The following is a 21,053-nucleotide window of genomic DNA, read 5'->3' as shown; positions in this document are numbered from 1 at the left end:
CCACAAGGCCGGACCATGCTCCGCCTCGCCCTCTACCAGCCCGACATCCCCCAGAACACCGGCACGATGCTGCGCATGGCCGCCTGCCTCGGACTCGCGGTGGAGATCGTGGAGCCTGCAGGCTTCGACGTCTCGGACCGGCATCTGCGCCGCTCGGGCCTGGACTATCTCGACCACGTGGCGATCACCCGGCACCGCTCCTTCGCGGCCTTCGAGGCCTGGCGGGCCGGGACCGGCCAGCGGCTCGTGCTCGCCACCACGGCGGGCGCCCTGCCCTACACGGACTTCGCCTTCCGCGCGGACGATTGCCTGATGGTCGGGCGCGAATCCGCGGGCGTCCCCGAGACCGTCCACGCGGCGGCCGATGCCCGGATCGTGGTGCCGATCCGGCCGGGCCTGCGCTCCCTCAACGTCGCCGTGGCGGCCGCGATGATCGCCGGCGAGGCGCTCCGGCAGGTGGGCCGCCGCGCAACGGATCCCGTGCCGCCGGCTTGATAGGGCGGGGCCTCAACGGTCCGCCCCGGGAGACGCGCCGCCGCATGGACGAAACCGCCTTCAGGACATCCCGGCGCCATGCCGATCTCGGGCCGGCCTTCTTCGACCCTGTCACGCCGGCCCGCTTTCCGGAGACGATCCTGCGCTACCGCAACCAGGCCTGGGCCGAGCGGGTCGGCCTGGGCGGCCTCTCGGAGGCGGACTGGATCGCCCATTTCGGCCGGTTCGAGCCCCTGCCCGGCAGCTTCGAGACGCCGCTGGCCCTGCGCTACCACGGCCACCAGTTCCGCTCCTACAACCCGGAACTCGGCGACGGGCGGGGGTTCCTGTTCGCGCAGGTGCACGACCGCGCGGACGGGCGCCTGCTCGATCTCGGCACCAAGGGCAGCGGCACCACGCCCTGGTCCCGCGGTGCCGACGGGCGGCTCACCCTGAAAGGCGGCGTGCGCGAGGTGCTGGCGACCGCGCTCCTGGAGGCGCAGGGCGTTTACACCTCGAAGAGCTTCAGCCTGATCGAGACCGGCGAGGACCTCGTGCGCGGCGACGAGCCCTCGCCGGCGCGCTCCTCGGTGCTGGTGCGCCTCTCCCACGGGCATATCCGGATCGGCAGCTTCCAGCGCTTCCTGGCTCTGGGCGAGCCGGACAACATCGCCCGGCTCCTCGACCACACGATCGAGACCCACCGGCCGGAGCTCTGGCGCGAGAGCCTTGAGGATCGCGGCGTCGCCTTCCTGGAGGACGTGGTCGCCCGGGTCGCCCGGATGGGGGCACAATGGGCGGCGGCGGGCTTCGTCCACGGCGTGCTCAACACCGACAACATCAACGTCACCGGCGAGAGCTTCGATTACGGGCCCTGGCGCTTCCTGCCGCATTTCGACCCGGACTTCACCGCGGCCTATTTCGACGAGACCGGGCTCTACAGCTTCGGCCGGCAGCCGGAGGCCCTGTTCTGGAATCTCGCGCGGCTGGCGGACTGCCTCCTGACGCTCGCACCCCAGGCGCGCCTCGAATCCGCCCTCTCCGGCTTCGGGCCGGCCCTGCAGGAGGCCTTCGCGCAGGCCCTGTTCGGCCGCCTGGGTCTCGCGGAGGCGCCACGGCCGGAGACCGACCGGCTGGTCGCGTACGTCTGGCGCTTCCTGGCCGAGACGCGGGCGCCCTTCGAGCGGTTCTTCTTCGACTGGTACGGGGGCCTGGCGAGCGCCGGGCGGGCGGAGGCCGGGCCGGCCGCCGAACACTACCGGGCCGACGCCTTCGCGCCGGTCCGGGCGGCCTTGGAGCCGCTCGCGCCCGCACCGGGCGCGCGACTCGACCACCCCTATTTCGCCGGGGAGCCCTGCACCATGCTGATCGACGAGGTCGAGGCGCTCTGGGCGCCCATCGCGGCAGCGGACGACTGGTCCCTGTTCACGGCCAAGCTCGCCGCGGTGGCGCGGATGGCCGAGGCCTGCGGCACGGCGCCCGCGGCCTCTTGAGCCGCCTCCTCGGCCAGGCGCCGGCGCTCCTCCGCGTAGCCCCCCGCGATGGCGAGGTCGACCAGCCGCCGGGTCAGCCGGAAGGCCAGCCAGAACAGGGCGAGGCAGACGGTCGTCGCGGCGGCGGCCTTGAGCGGGTCCACGGGACTCCTCCGGTGATCTCCCCTATGTCGTGCCCGCCCTCATAGAGCGGCGACCGATCGCGTTGCAATTGGACTTGGCTCCAAGATCGACGCCCGGATCGGCTCCAGACCATACTGTGCCATGCCCACGCGCCGGAACCGGTGTTCCGGCGCGTGGGCCCCATGATCAGGCGAAGACCCTTGCGCGAAACCTTCCATATCGAAGTTCTCGGACCCGAGCCGGACGAGATCCAGACGCGCATCTCCGTGCGGGTCGGCAGCCTCGAGAGCGCCCAGGAACGCGCCCTGCGCCTGTTCGCCCGGGCGCGGGTACCGCAGAAATCCGGCGAGCCGGCCCAGGCCGTCCGGGTGATCGACGGGGCGGGCCGGGAGGTGTTCTATCGCACGCGGTTCGACGAGGGGGATTGAGGGGCGGGAGGTCACGGGATGCGAAAGGCACTGATCCTGCCGGGGCTCGTCCTGCTGGCCTGCGCGCTGTTCCTGCGCAGCTACACCCTGCCCCCGGCCCCCGACCGGCGCGGCGGCACCACGATCCTCCTGACCTGGCCGAACCGCCCTGCCTTCGGCAGCCCCCGGGCCGATTGCCTCGCGGCGCCCGCGGACGCGCCGGTCCTGCCCTGCCTGATCGCGTCGGCGGGCCGGGTGCGGGATGAGGGGCTGACGCTGGCGCAGCTCCCCTTCTGCCCGACCTGCTACGACCTGTCCGGGCGGATCGCGGTCATCGGCCGGGACGAGGCGGCGACGCGGGCGCGGCTGGAGCAGATCGCCCGGTTCGGCTGGTGAGGCGCGCCCGGGCGACGCGCTCGCGGGCGCGCTCCAGGGCCCGGGCTGCCGGGAACAGGGGATCGTGCCCCGCCCCCACCAGGAGGTGGGCGATCGGCCGCCGTTCCATCCAGAAGGCCGAGCCGAGGGCGAAATCCGGCGGCGCACAAGAATCGATCCGGCCGATCCCCCAGGTCCCGCCGGTCACCGCCTCGGTCAGCTGGTGGACGAGCTGGATTCCGGGGGCGGTCTCCGGCCGCGCCTCGTCGTGAGCGATCTTAAGCACCCACGCCTCGGACCCGGTGACCGGCAGGATCAGGGAGGCCAGCGTTCGGTCGGCCCGGCGCAGTCGGGCGATGCGTACCCGACCCTCGGCTCCGAGATCGGCCAGGGCGGTGCGGAGGAAGGCGACCTCGTTGGGCCGCTGCCCGAGGCTGGTCCCGGCCCGCCCCTTCCATCCGGCCGCCTCCAGGGCGACGTGCTCGTCCAGGGCCCGGTCGAGGGCGGCCGGCGCGTCGAGGATCTCGAGTGCGACGGCGCCGTCCGCCTCGAGGTGCGCGCGGGCGCGGCGCAGCCGGCGGCGCCGCTGGCCGGAGAGGTGGTCGAGATAGGCCGCCCGCGCTTCCGGGGCGCGGCCGGTCAGGTCGAGCAGTCCGCGTTCATGACGCCAGTAGGCGGCCCGCCGTATGCCGCGCGCCGCCAGAAGATCCACCAGGGGGCCGTCCGCGGGAGCGTTCGGCAGGAGAAGCCGCTTCGGCAATCCGAGCGCCCGCGGGGCGTCGAGCAGACCCGCCAGGGCGGCCTCCGGCTCGGCCCCGTCGAGGAGCGGGGCGCCGAACGGGCAGTAGCCGTGGGTCCAGCCCATGAGCAGCGGCAGGGGCAGGCCCCAGCGCCGCCACGACACCCGGAACGGCCAGGCGGCGCGGAGCCGGACACCCGCCTTCTCCGGGGCCCGGTCGGCGACGATCAGGAGGCGGATGCCCGTCCCGAAAGCCTCGCGGCCGGCGAGGGCGTAGCCCGCCTCGTAGAACGGGTTCCGCACTAGGGCCGCCGCACCGAGCGCCCGCCAGGCGGGAATCCAGGGCGCGGCCGGATCGAGGGGCCGGATCGCCGCCACGAGACCCTGGGCAAGCGTGGCGGTGTCCGGCATGGCGGATCAGGCCGCGAGCCGATGGCGGATGGCGCCGGCAAATCCGAGCACGTCGTAGCGCCACGCGGTCGCGCCCGCCGCGGCGGCGAGAAGGATCAGGCGCAGGACTTGGCCCGGAGGCATGAGCCCGCCCGGCATCAGGCCGATCCCGGCATTCACGGCGCCGCAGGCGAGCGCGATGCCAGCGATGCCGGCGATGTCGGCCAGCGGCAGGGGCATCGTGGTTCCGGCCTGGCGGGCGCCGAGCACCAGCACGAGGCAGGCTGCGCACTGCCCTCCCGCGAAGGCCAGGGCCGCACCGGCGGCGCCGAGGGTCGGGATCAGCAGGAGCGAGAGTGCAGCCACGGTCGCCAGGGTCGCGAAGGCGGCGGCGGCTTCCAGACCGCTGGTCCGGGTGAAGTAGATCACCTGCCCGAAATAATAGGCGCGGAACATCATCAGGATGCTCGCCAGGATCAGCACCGGGGCGAGCTGGCGCGCCTCCGCCCGGTAGTCGGGGCCGAGCAGCACCGCGACCACGAGGTCGTCGAAGCAGAGGAAGAACACCGCCCCGAAGGCCGCGATCAGCGCCATGGCGCGGGCCGCGTCGCTCAGCACGCCGGACGCCGCCGCAAGGCCACCCGTGCGGGCCTCGCGCTTGGCGATCGAGATCAGCGACAGGGCGATCGCCTCGCCGAACACGATGAAGCTCTGCTTCAGGAAGTCTGCGAGCGCCCCGTAGGCGCCGAGACCCGCGGGGCCCACCGTCTTGGCGATGATCAGCCGGTCGAGGCTCTGGGCGAGGGCCGCGGTCCCGAAGGAGAGGACCAGCGGCCATCCATAGGCGAACAGGCGCAGGGCCTCGGCCCGGCTGCCGCGGCCGGGCATCATCGGTGCGATGGTGGCGGCGGCCGGGAGCGCGGCGAGCGCGTTGGCGGCCGCCACCGCGAAGGCGAGGTGCAGCGGATCGGCCGAGAGGTGGAGCGCCAGGCTGCCGAGGCCGAGGATCAGCACCGCCCGGCTCATCACCGAGGCTGCAACCGCTCCGGCCCGCAGCCGCGTGCGCGCGATCTCGGTGGAGCCCTCGAACAGGGTCGTGCCGAAGGCGAGCGCCAGGATCGCGGCGGCCATCCGGGCCGGCACCAGCCCGAGGCCGGCGGCAACCGCGCTGCCGAGGCCGGCGAGCAGCAGCGTGCCGCCCAGGATCCGCACGACGGTGCCGACCTGGGCCGGCTCGCGGGCCTCGTCGTAGAGGGCGAAGAACGCGAATTTGGGCCACTGGCAGGTCGCCCCGTAGAGCACCAGCGCCCAGGACAGGACGTACAGGTAGGTGCCGTAGCTCTCCACCGGCGCGAGCCGCGTGAACACCGCCACGGAGGCCATGTTCAGGGCGGCGGCGAAGCCGCGCGAGCCGACATAGATCAGGCTGTGCCGGGCGATCATGTCCTAGGACTTGCCGGCGGCATGAGGGCAGCGCCCCGCGCTGGGACGGATCGGTCCCACGGCGGGACGTATCGGAGGCGCTTCCTGCATGGCGGCCGCAACGGTGCAGCCGCCATGCCGCCCGGCGCTCAGCGCCCGCCCGCCTTCCGGATCAGGGAGGTCCCGGTCATCTCGGACGGGCGGTCGAGGCCCATCAGGTCGAGGAGCGTCGGCGCCACGTCCGCCAGCCTGCCGTCAGCCAGGGACACGCCGTCGACGCCGACGAGCATCGCCGGCACCGGGTTGAGCGTGTGGGCGGTGTGGGGCTCGCCGGTCTTCGGATCGCGCATCATCTCGCAATTGCCGTGGTCGGCGGTCACGAGCAGCGCCCCGCCGGCCGCCGTCACGGCGTCGACCACGCGGCCGAGGCAGGCATCGACGGTCTCCACCGCCTTCACGGCGGCGGCGAGGCTGCCGGTATGGCCGACCATGTCGGGATTGGCGAAGTTCAGGATGATGAGGTCGTAGCGTCCCGAGCCGATCGCCTCCACGGCGCGGTCGGTGAGCTCCAGCGCCGACATCTCCGGCTGCAGGTCGTAGGTCGCGACCTTCGGCGACGGCACCAGGATCGCGTCCTGGCCCTCGAACGGCGCCTCGCGGCCGCCGTTCATGAAGTAGGTGACGTGGGGGTACTTCTCGGTCTCGGCCATGCGCAGCTGTGTGCGCCCGGCCCGGGCCACGGTCTCGCCGAGGCCGTTCGGCAGGTCGAGGGGCCCGAACAGGGTGTCGGCGAAGGCGTCGATCTCGACGCTGTACTGCACGATGCCCAGGGCGGCCGCGAACCGGATCGTCCGCGTGCGGGCGAAGCCCGCGAAGGCCGGATCGAGGAGCGCCTCCAGGATCTGCCGGGTCCGGTCCGCGCGGAAATTGAAGCTCAGCACGCCGTCGCCGTCCCGCATGCCGGCATAGTCGCCGATGACGGCCGGACGCATGAACTCGTCGGAGACGTCCTCCGCGTAGGCCGCGGCCACCGCCTGCCCGGCCCTGTCGAACCGGGTGCCGCGCCCGGCCGTCAGGGCGTCATAGGCGATCTGGACCCGCTCCCAGCGCCGGTCGCGGTCCATCCCGTAATAGCGGCCGCACAGGGTGGCGATGCGTGCGCCCTTCGGAAGGGCGGCCTCCACGGCGGCGACGCAGGTGGCGGCCGAGCGGGGCGGCATGTCGCGCCCGTCCGTGAAGCCGTGGATGCGGACCGGGATCCCCGCCGCAGTCAGCACGCGCGCCAGCGCCACCGCATGATCCTGGTGGGCATGGACGCCCCCCGGGGACAGCAGGCCGACGAGGTGGCAGGTTCCCCCGGATGCGCGCAGCGCCTCGATGAACCGGACGAGCGCCGGGTTCCGCCCCAGCGAGCCGTCCGCCACGGCGGCGTCGATGCGGGGCAGGTCTTGCAGCACCACCCGGCCGGCGCCGATGTTGAGATGCCCGACCTCGGAATTGCCCATCTGCCCCTCGGGCAGGCCGACATCGGATCCGAAGGTCCGCAGCCGCGCCCGGGGGCGCTCGCGCATCAGCGCGTCGAAGACCGGGGTCCGCGCCTGCTGGACGGCGTTGTCGGCCCCTTCCTCCCGCAATCCCCAGCCATCGAGGATCACGAGCATCACGGGGCGCAGGGTCCTGTCGGGCACGGTCACAGCTCTCCTGGGCTTCCGCGCAGCGCGCGGCCGGGTCGTGCGGGCACGGCGATGCCGGCCCCATGCGCGTGTCGATAATCGGCTCGGCCGCGCGAGACTACAGCCGCAGGGGGGTAGCAGGAGAGCGCTGTGGGACTAATGCGGGTTTCTGACATGCCACGGCGCGGCCCAGGGTCCCGGTTTCACACCGGTCCCGGGCCGCCATCCCGCCGGTGGGAAGGGCTAATTGACGCTTGCCGGGTCGGAGCCTGGCGGGACGCTCAGCAAGGGCGGCTTCCGGCGCAGGGCGGTCCGTAGAAGCGTCTTCCGATAGCCCGGATACGAGAGGAATCCGGCGGCCCAGGACAGGTGCATGGCCACCGCCGCCGGCCCGCTCATGATCAGGACGGGCTCCCGCGCCTTGAGGGCGAGGGCGAGACCGCTGAGGCCGCAGCCTCCGAGATAGAGCGCCAGCAGGATCAGCAGCCCCGGCGCCACTGCCGCGAGGGCGAGGGCCGCGACGGCGTAGAGCAGCACCAGGGTCGGGAGGATCTGGCGCAGCCGCGGCAGGCTGCCGTGCTTCTCCAGGGTCCGGGCGCAGCCGCGGCCGTACAGGAAGTATTGCTGCGCGAGGCTGCGCAGGCTCTCGCGCGGGAAATACGTGACCGCGAGGTCGGCCGCGAGATAGATCCGGCCGCCCGCCGCGCAGAGCCGGCGATCGAGCTCGGCATCCTCGTTGTGGGAGAAGGACTCGTCGTAGCCCCCCACCCGCAGGAACTCGCGCCGGTCGAAGGCGGCGTGGTGGCCGTGGGAGACGTAGCCGGAGATGCCGCCCAAGCGGTGCGCCGACCCGCCATTGCCGAGACGGCTGTTCTGCGCGGCCGCGATCGCCCGCTGCACCGGCGTCACCCCGACGGTCTGCAGGGGCACGACCACCGAGACGGCCTCCCGCAGGCGCATCGTCTCGACGAGGTTCTGCACCCAGCCCTCGGGATAGGCCGCGTGGCAATCGGCGCGCACGAGATAGGGCGTGCCCGGGTGCGCCAGCCGCGCGGCGAGGTTGATGCCGGCGGCCTGGATGCGGCGCTCGTTCGGCACCAGCCGGATCCGCGGATCCCGGGCGCTCAGCGCCCTGACGATCGCGCAGGTGCCGTCGCTGCTTCCGCCGTCCATCACCAGCAGCTCGCAGGCGATGCCGTTCCGGTCGGGCAGCACCGAGGCGATGGCGTCGGCGATGTGGTGCGCCTCATTGAGCGCCGGCATGGCGATCGTCACGAGCGGGGCGCCGGCGACGTCCCTGGGGTCCTGCATGGCGGTTCTCCTGCAACCTGGATCCGGTCTTCGACCGGGCCCGAGGCAGCCCCATTCCGGAGGAAGCCGGATTCCGGCGAGGCGCCGTCCGTTCCGGGCAGGGGCCCGGGCCGGCAGGGCCAGCCTCGACGGAGACGACGTTCCGCGCTTGAGGTCTCATCTGTCCTCATTGGCGCCCATTACGGCCGCTGACCACAACCACCACTTCAGTCGGGATCCCTGTTACGGCGAAAGGTGTAATTCAGGCCGTCGCACCGCGATGATAGCCCGTCCTGGCGGGACTGCCGGACGGCTTATCGGCCGATTCGAGACGGATCCCGCGCGCATTGATCGTCATGCGGGACGGCCTCGAATGATGAAATCTTTGGATACGCTTGTCCTCGACGCCTCGAAACACGGATCGGTCGGCTCGAAATCCGATCCATCGACGATGCGCGTCACCGAGATCGCTCCCGATGACAGGGTCCTCGTCTTCGACGCCGCGAGCTTCTGGCACTATCGCGGGCTGCTGCGGGTCCTCATCCTGCGAGACCTGATGGTCCTCTACCGGCAGACGGCCCTCGGCGCCTGCTGGGCGATCGCCCAGCCGCTCTTCACGGTGCTGATCTTCACCGTCATCTTCGGCCACTTCGCCAAGATCCCCACCGACGGCGCGCCCTACGCGGTGTTTGCCGGAAGCGCCATCGTCCTGTGGACCTACTTCGCCGAGTCCGTCCGGCGAAGCGCCACCGGCCTCGTCGCGGAGGCCGAGCTCATCCGCAAGATCTACTTTCCGCGGCTCGTGATCCCGCTGGCCACGGTGGTGTCGCCGATGGTCGACTTCGCCATCGCGCTCGCCGTGATGCTCGCCCTGATGGCTTGGTACGGGGTCGTGCCGGACTGGCACCTCGTGCTGGCCGTCCCGGTCTTGGCCGTCACCGCCATGCTGGCGCTGGGCGTGAGCCTCTGGCTCGGTCCGATCAACGTCCGCTTCCGGGACGTCAAGCACACGCTGCCCTTCCTGATCCAGATCTGGATGTACGCCTCGCCGATCGTCTACGCGTCGAGCATCGTGCCCAGTTCGGTGCGCTGGATCTACGCGCTGAACCCGATGGTCGGGCTGATCGAGGCGTTCCGCTTCGCCATTCTCGGCGGGACGGCCCCCGACGCCTTCGCGCTCGCGGTTTCGGTCACGGCCGCGCTCGTCCTGCTCATCAGCGGATTGATCTTCTTCCAGCGCATGGAGCGCTCCTTCGCGGATGTAATCTGATGTCGATGGCGATCAGCGTACAAGATATCGGCAAGCAATACTGGCGCGCCCCGCGGGCCGCGCACCAGAACTCGCTGCGCGACGCGCTGAGCGAGAGCCTGAGGAGCCTGGTGTCGCGCCGGTCCGGAGCGCGCCCGTCCCGGGAAGCCTTCTGGGCGCTCAGGGACGTCAGCTTCGGCATCAAGCACGGCGAGAATGTCGGCATCATCGGCTTGAACGGGGCGGGCAAGAGCACGCTCCTCAAGCTCCTCTCGCGGATCGCCGCCCCGACCACCGGCCGCATCCGCCTGGAGGGCCGCGTCGGCGCGCTGCTCGAAGTCGGCACCGGCTTCCATCGCGAGCTGACCGGCCGCGAGAACATCTTCCTGTACGGCTCGATCCTGGGCATGAGCCGCCGGGAGATCGCCGAGAAGTTCGACGCGATCGTCGAGTTCTCCGAGATCGGCGACTTCATCGACATGCCGGTGAAGCGCTACTCCAGCGGCATGTATGTCCGGCTGGCCTTCTCGGTCGCGGCGCATCTGGAGCCCGACATCCTGCTCCTCGACGAGGTTCTGGCGGTCGGCGACTACACGTTCCAGCGCAAGTGCATGGACTTCGCCCGCCGCCTCCAGGGCAAGGGCTCGACGATCCTGCTGGTCTCGCACAACATGTTCAGCATCAAGACGATGTGCGAGCGCGTCATCTACATCAAGAACGGCCGTGTCGCCTATGATGGCCCGACCGACGAGGGGCTGAGCCACTACGAGCGGGACAGCTACCTCGCCGACGCCTCCTGGTTCCGCCCGGAGAGCGGCGATCTTCCGGTGAAGATCCACGCGGTGACGATCACCGACGAAGCGGGGGCGCCGCGGACGCTGTTCCGGCACGGCGAGCGGATGCGGATCCGGGCACGCTACACCGCCACGGAGCCGGTCGCGGACCCGCATGTCCTGTTCTCGATCACGCGGTCGGACGAGCTGCTCTGCTGCAACTTCAGCACCCAGACGGACCGCGCCGGGCTGAATGCCCTCTCCGGCGAGGGCGAGATCGAGCTGCTGACGCCGCCGCTGACCCTGAATTCCGACACCTACACGGTCTCGGTGGTGATCCGGCAGCGCGGTTTCGAGCGCCTCCTCGCGGCGCAGATCGGCGGACGCTTCCACGTGGAGCACCCCGTCTTCAACCCCGATGTCTTCGGCGTCTTCCACGAGGCCGGGGAGTGGATTTCGAGCGGCGCCGGGTCGCGGCGCTGAGGCCCGGAGGGCAGGATGACAGACGTTGCGTCAGAGCCCCGCCGCGACGGGGCCGGGGACGATGTGGCCGGACGCGCCGCCCGCGCTGAGCGGATCCTGGCGAATTTCGCCGCCTACGACGCCCGGGTGCGGAACGCCGAACGCCTCGCGGCGGCCGGCGACCCGGCGGCAGCGGCCGTCGAGACCGCCATCGCGGCGACCCTGGCGGCCCATCGCCACTGCGGCGTGTTCGCGAGCCCCCGCCTCGAGCGGCTGATGATCGGGATCGGCCGGCAGCTCGACGCGGCCGACGATCGTCCGCTCCCGGACCCGGCGCCCTTCCGGCGCATCCTCCACGTCTGCACGCAGCTCGCCCCGGTGGGCGGCCTCACCAAGATGCTCGCGCTCTGGATCGGCGCCGATCGGAACCGGGTCAACGGCGTCGCCCTGACCCAGCATCGCGGCCCGGTCGACGCGCGGATCACCGCAGCGGTGCGCGAGAGCGGCGGCGCGATCCACCACCTGAACCACCACAAGGGCGACAAGCTCGCCTGGGCGCGGGAGCTGCGCCAGGTCGCCCGCGGCTACGACGCCGTCGTCCTCCACGTTCATTGTGAGGACGTGGTCCCGCTGATCGCCTTCGCGGATCCGGCGAGGAACCCGCCGATCCTGCTCCTCAACCACGCGGACCACCTGTTCTGGATCGGGACCCGGATCAGCCACGCGGTGATCAACTTGCGTGAGGCCGCGCGCCGGCTCGCGATCAGCCGCCGCGGCGTCGAGCCGGCCCGCAACCTGCTGCTGCCGACCCTGATCACGCTGCCCGAGCGCCAGCGGACCCGCGGCGAGGCCAAGCGGGCCCTCGGCGTCCCGGAGGACAGCGTCCTCCTGGTCTCGGTGGCCCGGGGGGCGAAGTACCGCAACGTCGGGCCGGTCACCTACGCGGACCGCCACGTCGACCTCCTGGCCGCACACCCGCAGGCGCGGCTCATCGTGGTCGGCCCCGGCGCGCGGGACGACTGGGAGCGGGCCCGGGCCGCCACCGGCGGGCGCATCACGCCCCATGCCGAACTTTCGGATCCGCGGGTCTTCTTCGAGGCCGCCGACATTTACGTGGATTCCTATCCCTTCGTCTCGTCGACCTCGATGCTGGAAGCCGCGGCCTACGGGCTGCCGCTGGTGACGCGCTTCGAGGCGCCGGAAGCCGCGGAGATCGTGGCGATCAATCATCCGGGGCTCGATGTCACGGCGCGGGTGGCGCACGATCAGGCGGCCTATGAGGCCCAGCTGACCGCGCTCATCACCGACCCGTCGGCGCGCGCGGCGGCCGGGGCCGAGACCAGCGCGGCCATCGCGCGCCTCTACGCGCCGTCGGCGTGGCTGGCGGGGCTCGACGCGGTCTACGCGCAGGCGCGGGCGCTACCCCGGCTGATGCCGGATTCCGGCGATCCCGTCCCGGCCGAGGCACCCCATCTCGGCGAACCGGACCTGCGCCACCAGGACATGTTCGGCTCGACCTTCCCCGTGGCGGAGATGACCAAGAACTACATCGGCATGCTGCCCCTGCGTCAGCGCGTCGCCTCCTGGGCGGCCCTGGGCCGGGCGGGCGATTTCTCGGGCCCCTGGGAACGCGTCCGCCTGCTCCTGCCGGAATGGCTGGTGCGCAACGTCAAGGACCGATTCGGCACGCTGCGCGTCCGGGGAGCCTGATCCCGGAGCACCGGAGACCGGCTGCCGCGCCGGTCGCCCTGCTCGTCGACGGCCCTCCACATCATCACACGGCCGAACGGGACGTGCCCCCCACCCCCTCTGCGGGGAAGGAGGGGGGCACGTCCCGCGCGAGGCCCGGATCTTCAGGACAGGTGATCTCGAACGCCCGGCTCAGCCCGCCTTCTCGGCGGCCAGCGGCCGGGCTGCCTGCGCGGCGGCCACCGCCAGCACGGCCGCGCGCAGATGCGTCGGCCGGAAGACCTGTCGGATGGCCCGGTGCGGCATCAGCCGGAACGCCATGAGGAGCGCGCCCGTGGCGGCGCGCCGGTCGCCGCGGGCCGCATGAGCCTCGGCGGCGTCCAGCAGGGCATCGTAGTACCCCTGCACGGTTCCGAAGTAGAGCCGGAGGGCCGCGAGACGCGAGACCCCGAGCGCAGGCGCGTGGCGGCGGAAGACCAAGCGGGTGAAGTGGATCCGGCGGGCGATCAGCCGGTCGAAGGTCCCGGCCGGCCGCTGCCGGAAATGCACGCAGGGGACGGCGACGAAGCCGACCCGGTGAGCGCGGACCGCGCGCAGCTGCCAGTCCCAGTCCTGGTCGCCGAGCAGGGCCTCGTCGAACAGCCCGATCTCGTCCACCACGCGCCGGCGCACCATCGTGGCGCCGATCTGCGGGAAGTAGCCGCTCATCATCCGGCGCAGCAGCGCGCCCTTGTCGGAGGGAAGCTCCGCCGGCCAGGGACCGTAGGTCGGCACGAGGTCATGATCGGTGGTGACGATCTGCCCGAGAACGATCCCGAGTTCCGGATCGGCCTCGAAGAGGCGGAGATGCTCCCGGATATGTCCCGGCTGCCAGACGTCGTCGTCGTCGAGGAACGCCACGTAGGGCGCGCCCGCCCGGGTCAGGCCGGCATTGCGGGCCGCACCGGCACCGGGACGGTCGACCGGGACGTGGATCGCGCCGAATGCGGCGGCGACCTCGGCGGCCGGCCCCGCCTCGCCGTTGTCACCAACGATGATCTCGAAGGCGAGATCGGGCCCCTCCAGGGCACGGATGCTCGCCAGGGCCTCGCGCAGGAGGGCGGGCCGGTTGCAGGTGGGCACCACGACGGAGACGCGGCGCCGTGCGGGCTCGCTCATACCCACTCCTCCCAGGCGTCGTAGGCGCCCCGCAGCAGGGCACCGAACACGAGATCGTTGTCGAACTGCGTGACGAAGCTGCGCGCCACCGTCCCGGCCGGGCGGGTCTCCACCGCCTGCGCGTAGACGATCCGGTAGCCCGCCTGCCGGGCGGCGCGGGCGGCCGCCTGAGTCCAGTTCGCCGATTGCCCGAGGGGGATCGCGAAGCTGTCCGGCCGCACGCCGAGGCGGGCCCCGATGGCGCGCCGGGATTCCTCCAGTTCCTCGGCCGCCTCTTCGGCGCTGAGACGCCCGAAATCCGGGTGGGTCACGGAATGGCTGCCGATCTCGACCCCGTTCGCCGCGAGCGCCTCGATGGCGCGCCAGCCCAGGATGCCCGGCGGTGCGCTCTCGGGCCGGTCGAGCCAGCCCGAGACGATGAACAGGGTCCACGGGATCCCATGGTCGCGCAGGATCGGCGCCGCCGCGCTCAGCACGCTGTGCCAGCCGTCGTCGAAGGTGATGGCGAGGTCCCGGGCGCCGCCGCGCCCCTCCGCGATCGTGGCCGCCGGCACGAAGCGGTAGCCGAGACTGAGCGCGCGCTCGAGCTGGTGGCGGAAGCGCGCGGGACTGACGTCGTTGACGCCGCATTCCGACTGGCCCACCGAATGGTAGCAGAGGATGCGGCCGCCCGGCGCCGGCCGCCGGATCCGGGCGAGGGCGAGGGTCGTGCGCTCGCAGGCCATCCGGGCGGCGGCGACGCGCGGACGCGTCAGGCCGACCGTCCGGGCGAGGCTCTTGACCGGTGCGGGGATCATCGCAGGGCGTCGCGCAGGCCGTCGACGACTGCGTCCTGATCCGCCTCGGTCATGCCGGCATAGAGCGGCAGCAGGATCGCGTGGTCGCGCGCCCGCTCGGATTCGGGCAGCGCGAACCGCCGGGGCGCCTCGGCGTAGGGCGGCTCGAGATGCGCGCACATGATGCCCCGGCGGGTGGCGATGCCCCGGTCGAGCATCGCCTGCATCACGGTGCCCTGGTCGGCCGCCTCCGGGAGACGGACGCAGAAGCTCTGCCAGTTGCTGCGCAGGCCCATGGGCTCGGGGGGCAGCGTCACCTCCGGCAGATCGGCGAGCCGGGCGCGGTAGCCGTCCGCGAGGCGGCGGCGGCGTGCCACCAGGTCGGGCAGCCGCTTGAGCTGCTCCCGGCCGATGGCGGCCTGAACGTCCGTCATCCGGTAATTGTATCCCGCGACGGAGTATTCCTCGGTGACCACCCGGGCGCTGCCGTGGCGGGCGACGTCGGAGACGCTCATCCCGTGCTGGCGCCACAGCCTGAACTTGTGGTCCCATTCGGCATGCGCGGTGGTGATCATGCCGCCGTCGCCGGTGGTCAGCACCTTGCGCGGATGGAAGGAGAAGCAGGCGACGTCTCCGGCCGGGCCGCCGACCGGCCGCCAGACATCGCCCTGCAGCCGCTCGGAGCCGATGGCGCAGGCCGCATCCTCGATCACCGGGATTCCGGACCGGCGGCCGATGGCCACGATGGCCTCGAGATCGCAGGGCATACCCATCTGGTGGACGCAGACGATGGCCTTCGTCCGCGCGGTGATCGCCGCCGCGGCGGCCTCCGGCGCCATGTTGAAGGTCGCCGGGTCGATGTCGACGAAGATCGGCGTCGCGCCACACTGGGCGATGGCGTTGGCGGTGGCGATGAAGCTGTGGCTCACCGTCACCACCTCGTCGCCGGGGCCGACCCCGGCGGCGAGGAGCGCGAGATGCAGGGCGGTCGTGCAGTTCGAGACCGCGCAGGCATGGGGGGCGCCGACGATCGCGGCGAACTCAGCCTCGAAGGCCGCGACCTGCGGCCCCTGGGTCAGCCATCCAGAGCGGACGACGGCGGCGGCGGCCTCGGCCTCGGGGGCGCCGACCTCGGGTTTGGCGATCGGGATCATGCCAGCGCCCGCCGCAGGTGTTCCGAGCGGGACTCGTCCTGCCACCAGGCGACGAGGTCGGCGAGGCCCTCGGCGGCCCCGATCTTCGCCTCGAAGCCGATCAACTCCTTGGCGAGGCTCGTGTCGCAGAGGCGCCGCGGCACCGGGTTCACGGCCCGCTCGGCCTCGTGGATCAGCGGCGTGCCGTCCCGGCCCATGATCCGGGTGAGATGGCCGGCGAGGTCCACCAGCGAGGTCTCGACGCCGGTGCCGACGTTGAGCACCACGTCGGTGGCTGGCGACGTCGCCGACAGGATGTTGGCCCGGGCGATGTCGCGGACGTGGACGAGGTCCATGGTCTGCAGGCCGTCGCCGAACACGATCGGCGACTGGCCCTCGGCCAGGCGCTGCATCCAGCGGACCATGACCTCGGTGTAGCGGCCGGTCAGGTCCATCCGCGGGCCGTAGGCGTTGAAGTACCGGAGCGCGACGTAGTCCAGCCCGTACATGTCGTTGAACGAGCGCAGCAGACCTTCGCCGAAGGACTTGGCGGCGCCGTACAGGGTCCGGTTGTCGTAGGGGTGGTGCTTCTCGGTCGTCGGGAAGACTTCCGCCATCCCGTAGACCGAGGCCGAGGAGGCCATCACCACCTTGGCGACCCCGGCCTCGACGCAGCTCTCCAGCAGGTTGAAGGTCGCGGTGGCCATCACCTCGAAGGCGTGGCGCGGCTCCGAGGCGCATTGCGTGATCCGCAGGGCCGCCTGATGGAACACCACGTCGATGTCCTTGATCAGGGTGTCCATCAGGGCCCGGTCGCGGATGTCGCCCTGGACGAGTCGGACCCGGCCGGAGCCGAGGGCGTCGCCGAGGTTCTCGGGGCGGCCGCGGACCATGTTGTCGATGGCCACGATCTCGTCGCAGCCGGCCTCGACCAGCAGGTCGATGATGTGGGAGCCGATGAAGCCGGATCCGCCGGTTACCAGGATCCGGGTTCCACGCAGGTCGCCACTGAAGCGGCTTCCCTTGGTGACCTCACGCAGCTTGGGCATCGGTGACCTCGCAGTAGCTCGCGACGGCGCGGCAGACGGTATCGATCTGGCCGGCGGTCATTTCCGGGAACATCGGCAGGGACAGGGTCCGGGCGGCCAGCCGCTCGGTGACCGGCAGGCGGCCGGCGCCGTCGTCGAGGTGGCGGTAGGCGGGCTGCCGGTGGACGGGGACGGGATAGTGGATGCCGGTGGCGATCCCGGCCTCGTTGAGGGCGCGCCGCAACCCCTCGCGGTCGGGCGCCGAGACGGCGTAGACGTGGAAGGCGTGGTCGCGTCCTGCCGGACCCGGCAGTTCAAGGCCGAGCCCCGCGAGCTGCGTGCTGTACTCGGCCGCAACCGCCTGCCGGGCGCGGGTCCAGGCCTCCAGATAGGGAAGCTTGGTCCCGAGCACCGCGCCCTGAACCCCGTCCATGCGCAGGTTGAAGCCGTGCCGGACGTGATTGTACTTGCCCTGCTGCCCCCAGTCGCGCAGGCAGCGTGCGGCCTCGGCGATGTCGTCCCGGTCCGTGACGATGGCGCCGCCCTCGCCGTAGGCCCCGAGATTCTTGCCGGGATAGAAGCTGAAGCAGCCGATATCCCCGATCGTGCCGGCCTTGCGGCCGCCGCGCTCGGCGAGGTGCGCCTGGGCGGCGTCCTCGACGAGGGCGATCCCGTGGCGTCGGGCGATGGCGCCCAGCGCGTCGAGATCCGCCATCCGGCCGTGGAGGTGCACCGGCAGGATCGCCTTGGTGCGGGGCGTGATCGCCGCCTCGACCAGGGTCGGATCCATGGTCCAGTTCACCGGGTCGATATCGACCAGCACCGGGGTCGCGCCGGCGTAGAGCACCGCGGCCACCGTCGCCACGAAGGTCGACGAGACCGTGATCACCTCGTCGCCCGGACCGATGTCGAGGGCGAGCAGGGCGAGATGCAGGGCCGCGGTGCCGCTGCTCACGGCGACCGCGTGCCGGGCGCCGCAGGCCTCAGCGAAGGCCTTCTCGAACGCCGTGACGGCCGGTCCGAGGACGTAGTCGCCGCTGCGCAGGACATTGAGGACCGCGGTCTCGACGTCGCCGCCGATCGCCGCGTACTGAGCCTTGAGGTCGAGGAAAGGGATCACGAGGCCCTCGCAAGTGGCATGAGGTCGATGGGGTGGCCGTTCTGGCGCAGGGAGCGCATGGCGGCTTCGAGCATCTCGACGACGCGCAGGCCGCTGTGGCCGTCGGTCATGGGCGCCGTGCCGTTCTCGATCGAGGTGACGAAGTGCTCGATCTCGACGATCAGCGCCTCGCGGAAGGAGAGATGCGGCGACCACATGTCCCCGGTCCGGTACGAGACCATCAGTTCGGTGATGTCGTCGGAACCGCCGTTGACGGTGACACCGCGGTCGTAGACCTTGACCTTCTCGATCGGGTCGAGGTCGTTGTAGACGATCATCTTCTTGCTGCCGCCGATCAGCGTCTGCCGCACCTTCACGGGCGCCAGCCAGTTGACGTTGATCTGCGCGACGACGCCGCGCGGGTAGAAGACGGTCAGGTGGGCCATGTTCTCCGGTCGGCCGCTGAAATGGCCGGTGCCGCTCGCCGAGATCGCCATGGGCGCGAGATCCAGGATGTGATCGAGGATGGCGAGGTCGTGGACCGCCAGATCCCAGATCACGTTCACGTCGCGCTGGAACAGGCCGAGATTCACCCGGGTCGAATCGTAGTAGAACACGTCGCCGATGGCGTCGCTCGTGACGAGTTCATGGATCTTCTCGACCGCGCCCGTGTAGACGAAGGTGTGGTCGACCATCAGGGTCAGGTTGCGCTTGGCCGCCTCCTCGATGAGCAGCCGGGCCTCGAAGGCCGAGGGCGTGATCGGCTTCTCGATGAAGACGTGCTTGCCGGCCCGGAGCGCGTTGATGGCGATCTCGAAATGCGAGCTCACCGGGGTCGCCACCATGATGGCGTCGATCTCCGGATCGGCCACGAGGTCGCGCCAGTCCTGATGGAGACGGACGGAAGGGTGCCGCTTGCCGGCCCGGGCCAGGGCCGCGGGCGACTGGTCGGCGATGGCCGCGAGCCGGCAGCGCTCCGTCTCCGAGGTGCAGCGGGCGAGATTCGGCCCCCAGTAGCCGTACCCGACGATTCCGATGGCGATCATGTGCGTGGGTCCCCTCAAGCAACCTGCAGAGGCTCGGCCGCCGGAAGCGGCGACCGGGCGGATCGGGCGCGCTTCTCGCGCGTGTCGCCGATGACCCGGGCGGGGCAGCCGGCGACGATGGCGTAGGGCGGGACGTCGCGAGTCACGACCGCGCCGGCGCCCACGAGGGCACCCTCCCCGATGGTGATTCCCGCCACGATCGTCGCGTTGGAGCCGATGGAGGCGCGGGCCTCGACCACGGTCTCGACGAGATCCCACTCGCCGTCCCGCTTCAGGCTTCCGTCCTCGTTCGTAGCCTCGGGATAGAGCTCGTTCGTGAAGACCACGCCGTGTCCCACGAAGACTTCCGCGCCGATCAGGACGCCCGCGCAGATGAAGGTGTGCGAGGATATCTTGCAGCGCGGACCGATGCGGCTGCCTCGCTGGATCTCGACGAACGGGCCGATGCGCGACCCGGATTCGATTTTACAGCCATAAATATTGACTAAGTCTGGGTAGAATATCCCGACATCACTTTCAATATCCGCATCGGTTATCGGCATGATCGCCGCTCCTTCCGCCGAACTTCTGTGTGGCAAAACTGCACAGAGCTGCGGACGGTCGGGAACCCAGGCTTTCGATGCCGTTCGTCCGTCGAAAGGCGAACAGGCCCATCGCGGATCCGACCGGCCCGGCGAACCTTCACCGATCGGCCTGCCGAGGCTACGCCGAAAGGCGAGCCCCCGCCCCGGCATGGATGTGCACGCCCTCCTTTTGGAGGAGTCCCGGCGGGCTGTGCCGGGACGCATCATGCCGCCTCAGCCATCCATGAGCCCGTGAGGCCAGCGCGCGGTTCGACCGCTCAATGGCCGCGCCCGAGCATGAGGGGACGATGCGTGAAGACTTCGCCGAAGACCTGGCCTGATCCCGCCGATCCGCGTCCTGCCGCGGCTGCCGGCCGGCGCGGCCCGGGACGCGGATCCCTCGCCGTGCTCGCGATCTGCCTCGTCACCCTGGGCGCCCGGCCGGCCTCGGCGGAGTACCGGATCTCCCCCGGCGACACGATCGAGGTGAGCGCCCTGAGCATCCCGAGCTTCAAACAGGAGGCGACGGTCGGGACGGACGGCACGATCACGGTCCCGCTGCTCGGGGACGTGCCGGCTTCGGGACTGACTCTGACGGAGCTGCGCCAGAACCTGCAGAAGGCGCTGCCCGCCAAAGCCGTGCGGCAGCGCAACTCGGAGGGCAAGGAATCGATCGCCGTGATCGAGGCCGACGAGATCGGTGTGCGGATCTCGAAGTATCGGCCGGTCTATCTCAGCGGCGACGTGACCAAGCAGGGCGAGCACCCGTTCCATCCGGGCATGACTGTCCGGCAGGCGGTCGCCCTCGCGGGCGGCTACAACCTCCTGCGCTTCAAGATGGAGAACCCGGTCATCGAGTCCGCCAACCTGCGGGCCGAGTACGACAGCGTGTGGGCGAGCATCGCGCGGGAGAACGCCACGATCTGGCGCCTGAAGGCCGTCATCGCGGCGGCGCGCGCCGAGAAGGCCCCGGCCGCCCCGGACGCGCTGCCCGGCACCGCGTCCCCGCGCATGACCCCGGCCCAGAGGCTCGCGGAGCAGCAGCTCAAGGTCCAGCTGACGGACCTCGCCAAGGAGAAGGAGCACCTGCAGCGCTCCCTCGCCCGGGCCCAGACCCAGCTCGCCAGCCTCACCGAGCAGCAGAGCAAGGAGAAGGAGGGCGTGACCGCCGATGCCGACGAATACGATTCGGTGCGCGCCCTGTTCCAGCGCGGCGCCGTCGTCACGACGCGCCTGACCGACGCACGGCGCGCCGTCCTGCTGTCCTCGACCCGGGCCCTGCAGACCACCGTCCAGGTGACGCAGCTGGAGCGCGACAAGAGCGACCTCGCCCGCAAGCTCGAACGGGTGGACGACCAGCAGGCCATGGATGCCCTGGAGAAGCTTCAGGTCTCGGAGAACAACCTGGCCACGCTCCGCTCGAAACTGAACAGCATCAACGACAAGCTGGTCTACACCGGCGCGCTCCGGGCCCAGCTCCTGTCCGGAAGCCGCGCGCACGCGTCGGTCTCGGTCTTCCGCCAGGGCAGCTCATCCCAGATCCAAATCGACGCGGCCGAGGACATGGAGCTTCAGCCCGGTGATGTCGTGGAGGTCGTGCTCAAGCCGGATCCCGCCCTGCGGGGGATCGGCGACGGGACCGGTCAGAACTGACGCTGCGCACAAGCGCGGTCCCGCCGCGGTGAGGAGAG

Annotated in this window: 19 protein-coding genes; 8 read left to right on the top strand and 11 right to left on the bottom strand. The window is 71.4% G+C overall.

The features are described 5' to 3' along the window. Positions 1-15: 15 nt before the first annotated feature. From ACYCO6_RS33455 to ACYCO6_RS33440, 4 genes are all read left to right on the top strand, one after another. A complete protein-coding gene (locus ACYCO6_RS33455; protein ID WP_459767518.1) occupies positions 16-495 on the top strand; it encodes a tRNA (cytidine(34)-2'-O)-methyltransferase in 480 nt (159 codons plus the stop codon). Positions 496-539: 44 nt separating this feature from the next. After that, entirely contained in the window at positions 540-1,967 is a 1,428-nt protein-coding gene (locus ACYCO6_RS33450; protein ID WP_459767516.1) for a protein adenylyltransferase SelO, read from the top strand. A 323-nt stretch (positions 1,968-2,290) separates the two neighbouring features. Next, positions 2,291-2,518 carry a hypothetical protein gene (locus ACYCO6_RS33445; RefSeq protein ID WP_459767514.1) on the top strand — a complete coding sequence of 76 codons (228 nt, stop codon included), beginning with the start codon at positions 2,291-2,293 and terminating at the stop codon, positions 2,516-2,518. Between the two features lie 18 nt (positions 2,519-2,536). Beyond that, positions 2,537-2,893 carry a hypothetical protein gene (locus ACYCO6_RS33440; RefSeq protein WP_459767512.1) on the top strand — a complete coding sequence of 119 codons (357 nt, stop codon included), beginning with the start codon at positions 2,537-2,539 and terminating at the stop codon, positions 2,891-2,893. Here ACYCO6_RS33440 and ACYCO6_RS33435 read toward each other — a convergent pair. The 4 genes from ACYCO6_RS33435 to ACYCO6_RS33420 all read right to left on the bottom strand — a co-directional run bounded on the left by ACYCO6_RS33435 (position 2,829) and on the right by ACYCO6_RS33420 (position 8,407). Next, on the bottom strand, positions 2,829-4,022 hold the full coding sequence (locus tag ACYCO6_RS33435) for a GNAT family N-acetyltransferase (RefSeq protein WP_459767510.1): 1,194 nt from the start codon (positions 4,020-4,022) through the stop codon (positions 2,829-2,831). The genes ACYCO6_RS33440 and ACYCO6_RS33435 overlap by 65 nt on opposite strands. 6 nt (positions 4,023-4,028) lie before the next feature. Then, positions 4,029-5,444 carry a lipopolysaccharide biosynthesis protein gene (locus ACYCO6_RS33430; RefSeq protein WP_459767508.1) on the bottom strand — a complete coding sequence of 472 codons (1,416 nt, stop codon included), beginning with the start codon at positions 5,442-5,444 and terminating at the stop codon, positions 4,029-4,031. 128 nt (positions 5,445-5,572) lie between these two features. After that, the gene (gpmI, locus tag ACYCO6_RS33425; RefSeq protein ID WP_459773839.1) at positions 5,573-7,084 is read right to left on the bottom strand and encodes a 2,3-bisphosphoglycerate-independent phosphoglycerate mutase; all 1,512 of its coding nucleotides are present in this window, start codon (positions 7,082-7,084) and stop codon (positions 5,573-5,575) included. A gap of 255 nt (positions 7,085-7,339) precedes the next feature. Continuing rightward, positions 7,340-8,407 carry a glycosyltransferase family 2 protein gene (locus tag ACYCO6_RS33420; protein ID WP_459767506.1) on the bottom strand — a complete coding sequence of 356 codons (1,068 nt, stop codon included), beginning with the start codon at positions 8,405-8,407 and terminating at the stop codon, positions 7,340-7,342. A gap of 355 nt (positions 8,408-8,762) precedes the next feature. Here ACYCO6_RS33420 and ACYCO6_RS33415 point away from each other — a divergent pair, with 355 nt between their 5' ends. Genes ACYCO6_RS33415 through ACYCO6_RS33405 form a run of 3 tightly spaced genes read left to right on the top strand, consistent with a single transcriptional unit; the run spans position 8,763 to position 12,580 of the window. Continuing rightward, positions 8,763-9,656: an ABC transporter permease gene (locus ACYCO6_RS33415; RefSeq protein WP_459773838.1), complete on the top strand. Its 894-nt coding sequence runs from the start codon at positions 8,763-8,765 to the stop codon at positions 9,654-9,656. Beyond that, positions 9,656-10,891 (top strand): ABC transporter ATP-binding protein, encoded by a 1,236-nt coding sequence (locus ACYCO6_RS33410; protein ID WP_459767504.1) that lies wholly within the window; start codon positions 9,656-9,658, stop codon positions 10,889-10,891. Before ACYCO6_RS33415 ends, ACYCO6_RS33410 begins: the two co-directional genes overlap by 1 nt. A gap of 15 nt (positions 10,892-10,906) precedes the next feature. Next, complete coding sequence (locus ACYCO6_RS33405; protein ID WP_459767502.1) at positions 10,907-12,580, top strand: glycosyltransferase; 1,674 nt, start codon at positions 10,907-10,909, stop codon at positions 12,578-12,580. A 171-nt stretch (positions 12,581-12,751) separates the two neighbouring features. Here the strand turns inward: ACYCO6_RS33405 and ACYCO6_RS33400 are convergent, their stop codons facing one another. The 7 genes from ACYCO6_RS33400 to ACYCO6_RS33370 are packed head-to-tail and all read right to left on the bottom strand — an operon-like array spanning position 12,752 to position 19,341. Then, the gene (locus tag ACYCO6_RS33400) at positions 12,752-13,717 is read right to left on the bottom strand and encodes a glycosyltransferase family 2 protein (protein ID WP_459767500.1); all 966 of its coding nucleotides are present in this window, start codon (positions 13,715-13,717) and stop codon (positions 12,752-12,754) included. Further along, complete coding sequence (locus tag ACYCO6_RS33395; RefSeq protein WP_459767498.1) at positions 13,714-14,514, bottom strand: polysaccharide deacetylase family protein; 801 nt, start codon at positions 14,512-14,514, stop codon at positions 13,714-13,716. The genes ACYCO6_RS33400 and ACYCO6_RS33395 overlap by 4 nt, the downstream gene beginning before the upstream one ends. Continuing rightward, positions 14,511-15,647: a DegT/DnrJ/EryC1/StrS family aminotransferase gene (locus tag ACYCO6_RS33390; protein ID WP_459767496.1), complete on the bottom strand. Its 1,137-nt coding sequence runs from the start codon at positions 15,645-15,647 to the stop codon at positions 14,511-14,513. The genes ACYCO6_RS33395 and ACYCO6_RS33390 overlap by 4 nt, the downstream gene beginning before the upstream one ends. Next, positions 15,644-16,675 carry an SDR family NAD(P)-dependent oxidoreductase gene (locus ACYCO6_RS33385; RefSeq protein WP_459767494.1) on the bottom strand — a complete coding sequence of 344 codons (1,032 nt, stop codon included), beginning with the start codon at positions 16,673-16,675 and terminating at the stop codon, positions 15,644-15,646. The genes ACYCO6_RS33390 and ACYCO6_RS33385 overlap by 4 nt, the downstream gene beginning before the upstream one ends. Next, complete coding sequence (locus tag ACYCO6_RS33380) at positions 16,659-17,774, bottom strand: DegT/DnrJ/EryC1/StrS family aminotransferase (protein WP_459767492.1); 1,116 nt, start codon at positions 17,772-17,774, stop codon at positions 16,659-16,661. The genes ACYCO6_RS33385 and ACYCO6_RS33380 overlap by 17 nt, the downstream gene beginning before the upstream one ends. Continuing rightward, entirely contained in the window at positions 17,771-18,799 is a 1,029-nt protein-coding gene (locus tag ACYCO6_RS33375) for a Gfo/Idh/MocA family protein (RefSeq protein ID WP_459767489.1), read from the bottom strand. The genes ACYCO6_RS33380 and ACYCO6_RS33375 overlap by 4 nt, the downstream gene beginning before the upstream one ends. Before the next feature lie 14 nt (positions 18,800-18,813). Then, on the bottom strand, positions 18,814-19,341 hold the full coding sequence (locus tag ACYCO6_RS33370; RefSeq protein WP_459767487.1) for an acyltransferase: 528 nt from the start codon (positions 19,339-19,341) through the stop codon (positions 18,814-18,816). Between the two features lie 333 nt (positions 19,342-19,674). Between ACYCO6_RS33370 and ACYCO6_RS33365 the strand changes: the two genes are divergently transcribed. After that, a complete protein-coding gene (locus ACYCO6_RS33365; protein WP_459767485.1) occupies positions 19,675-21,015 on the top strand; it encodes a polysaccharide biosynthesis/export family protein in 1,341 nt (446 codons plus the stop codon). The last annotated feature ends 38 nt before the right edge of the window (positions 21,016-21,053 follow it).

The organism is Methylobacterium sp. CM6257 (assembly GCF_054611515.1).
The sequence above is the reverse complement of the archived record's forward strand: the minus strand, read 5'-3'. Positions and strand labels throughout refer to the sequence as shown.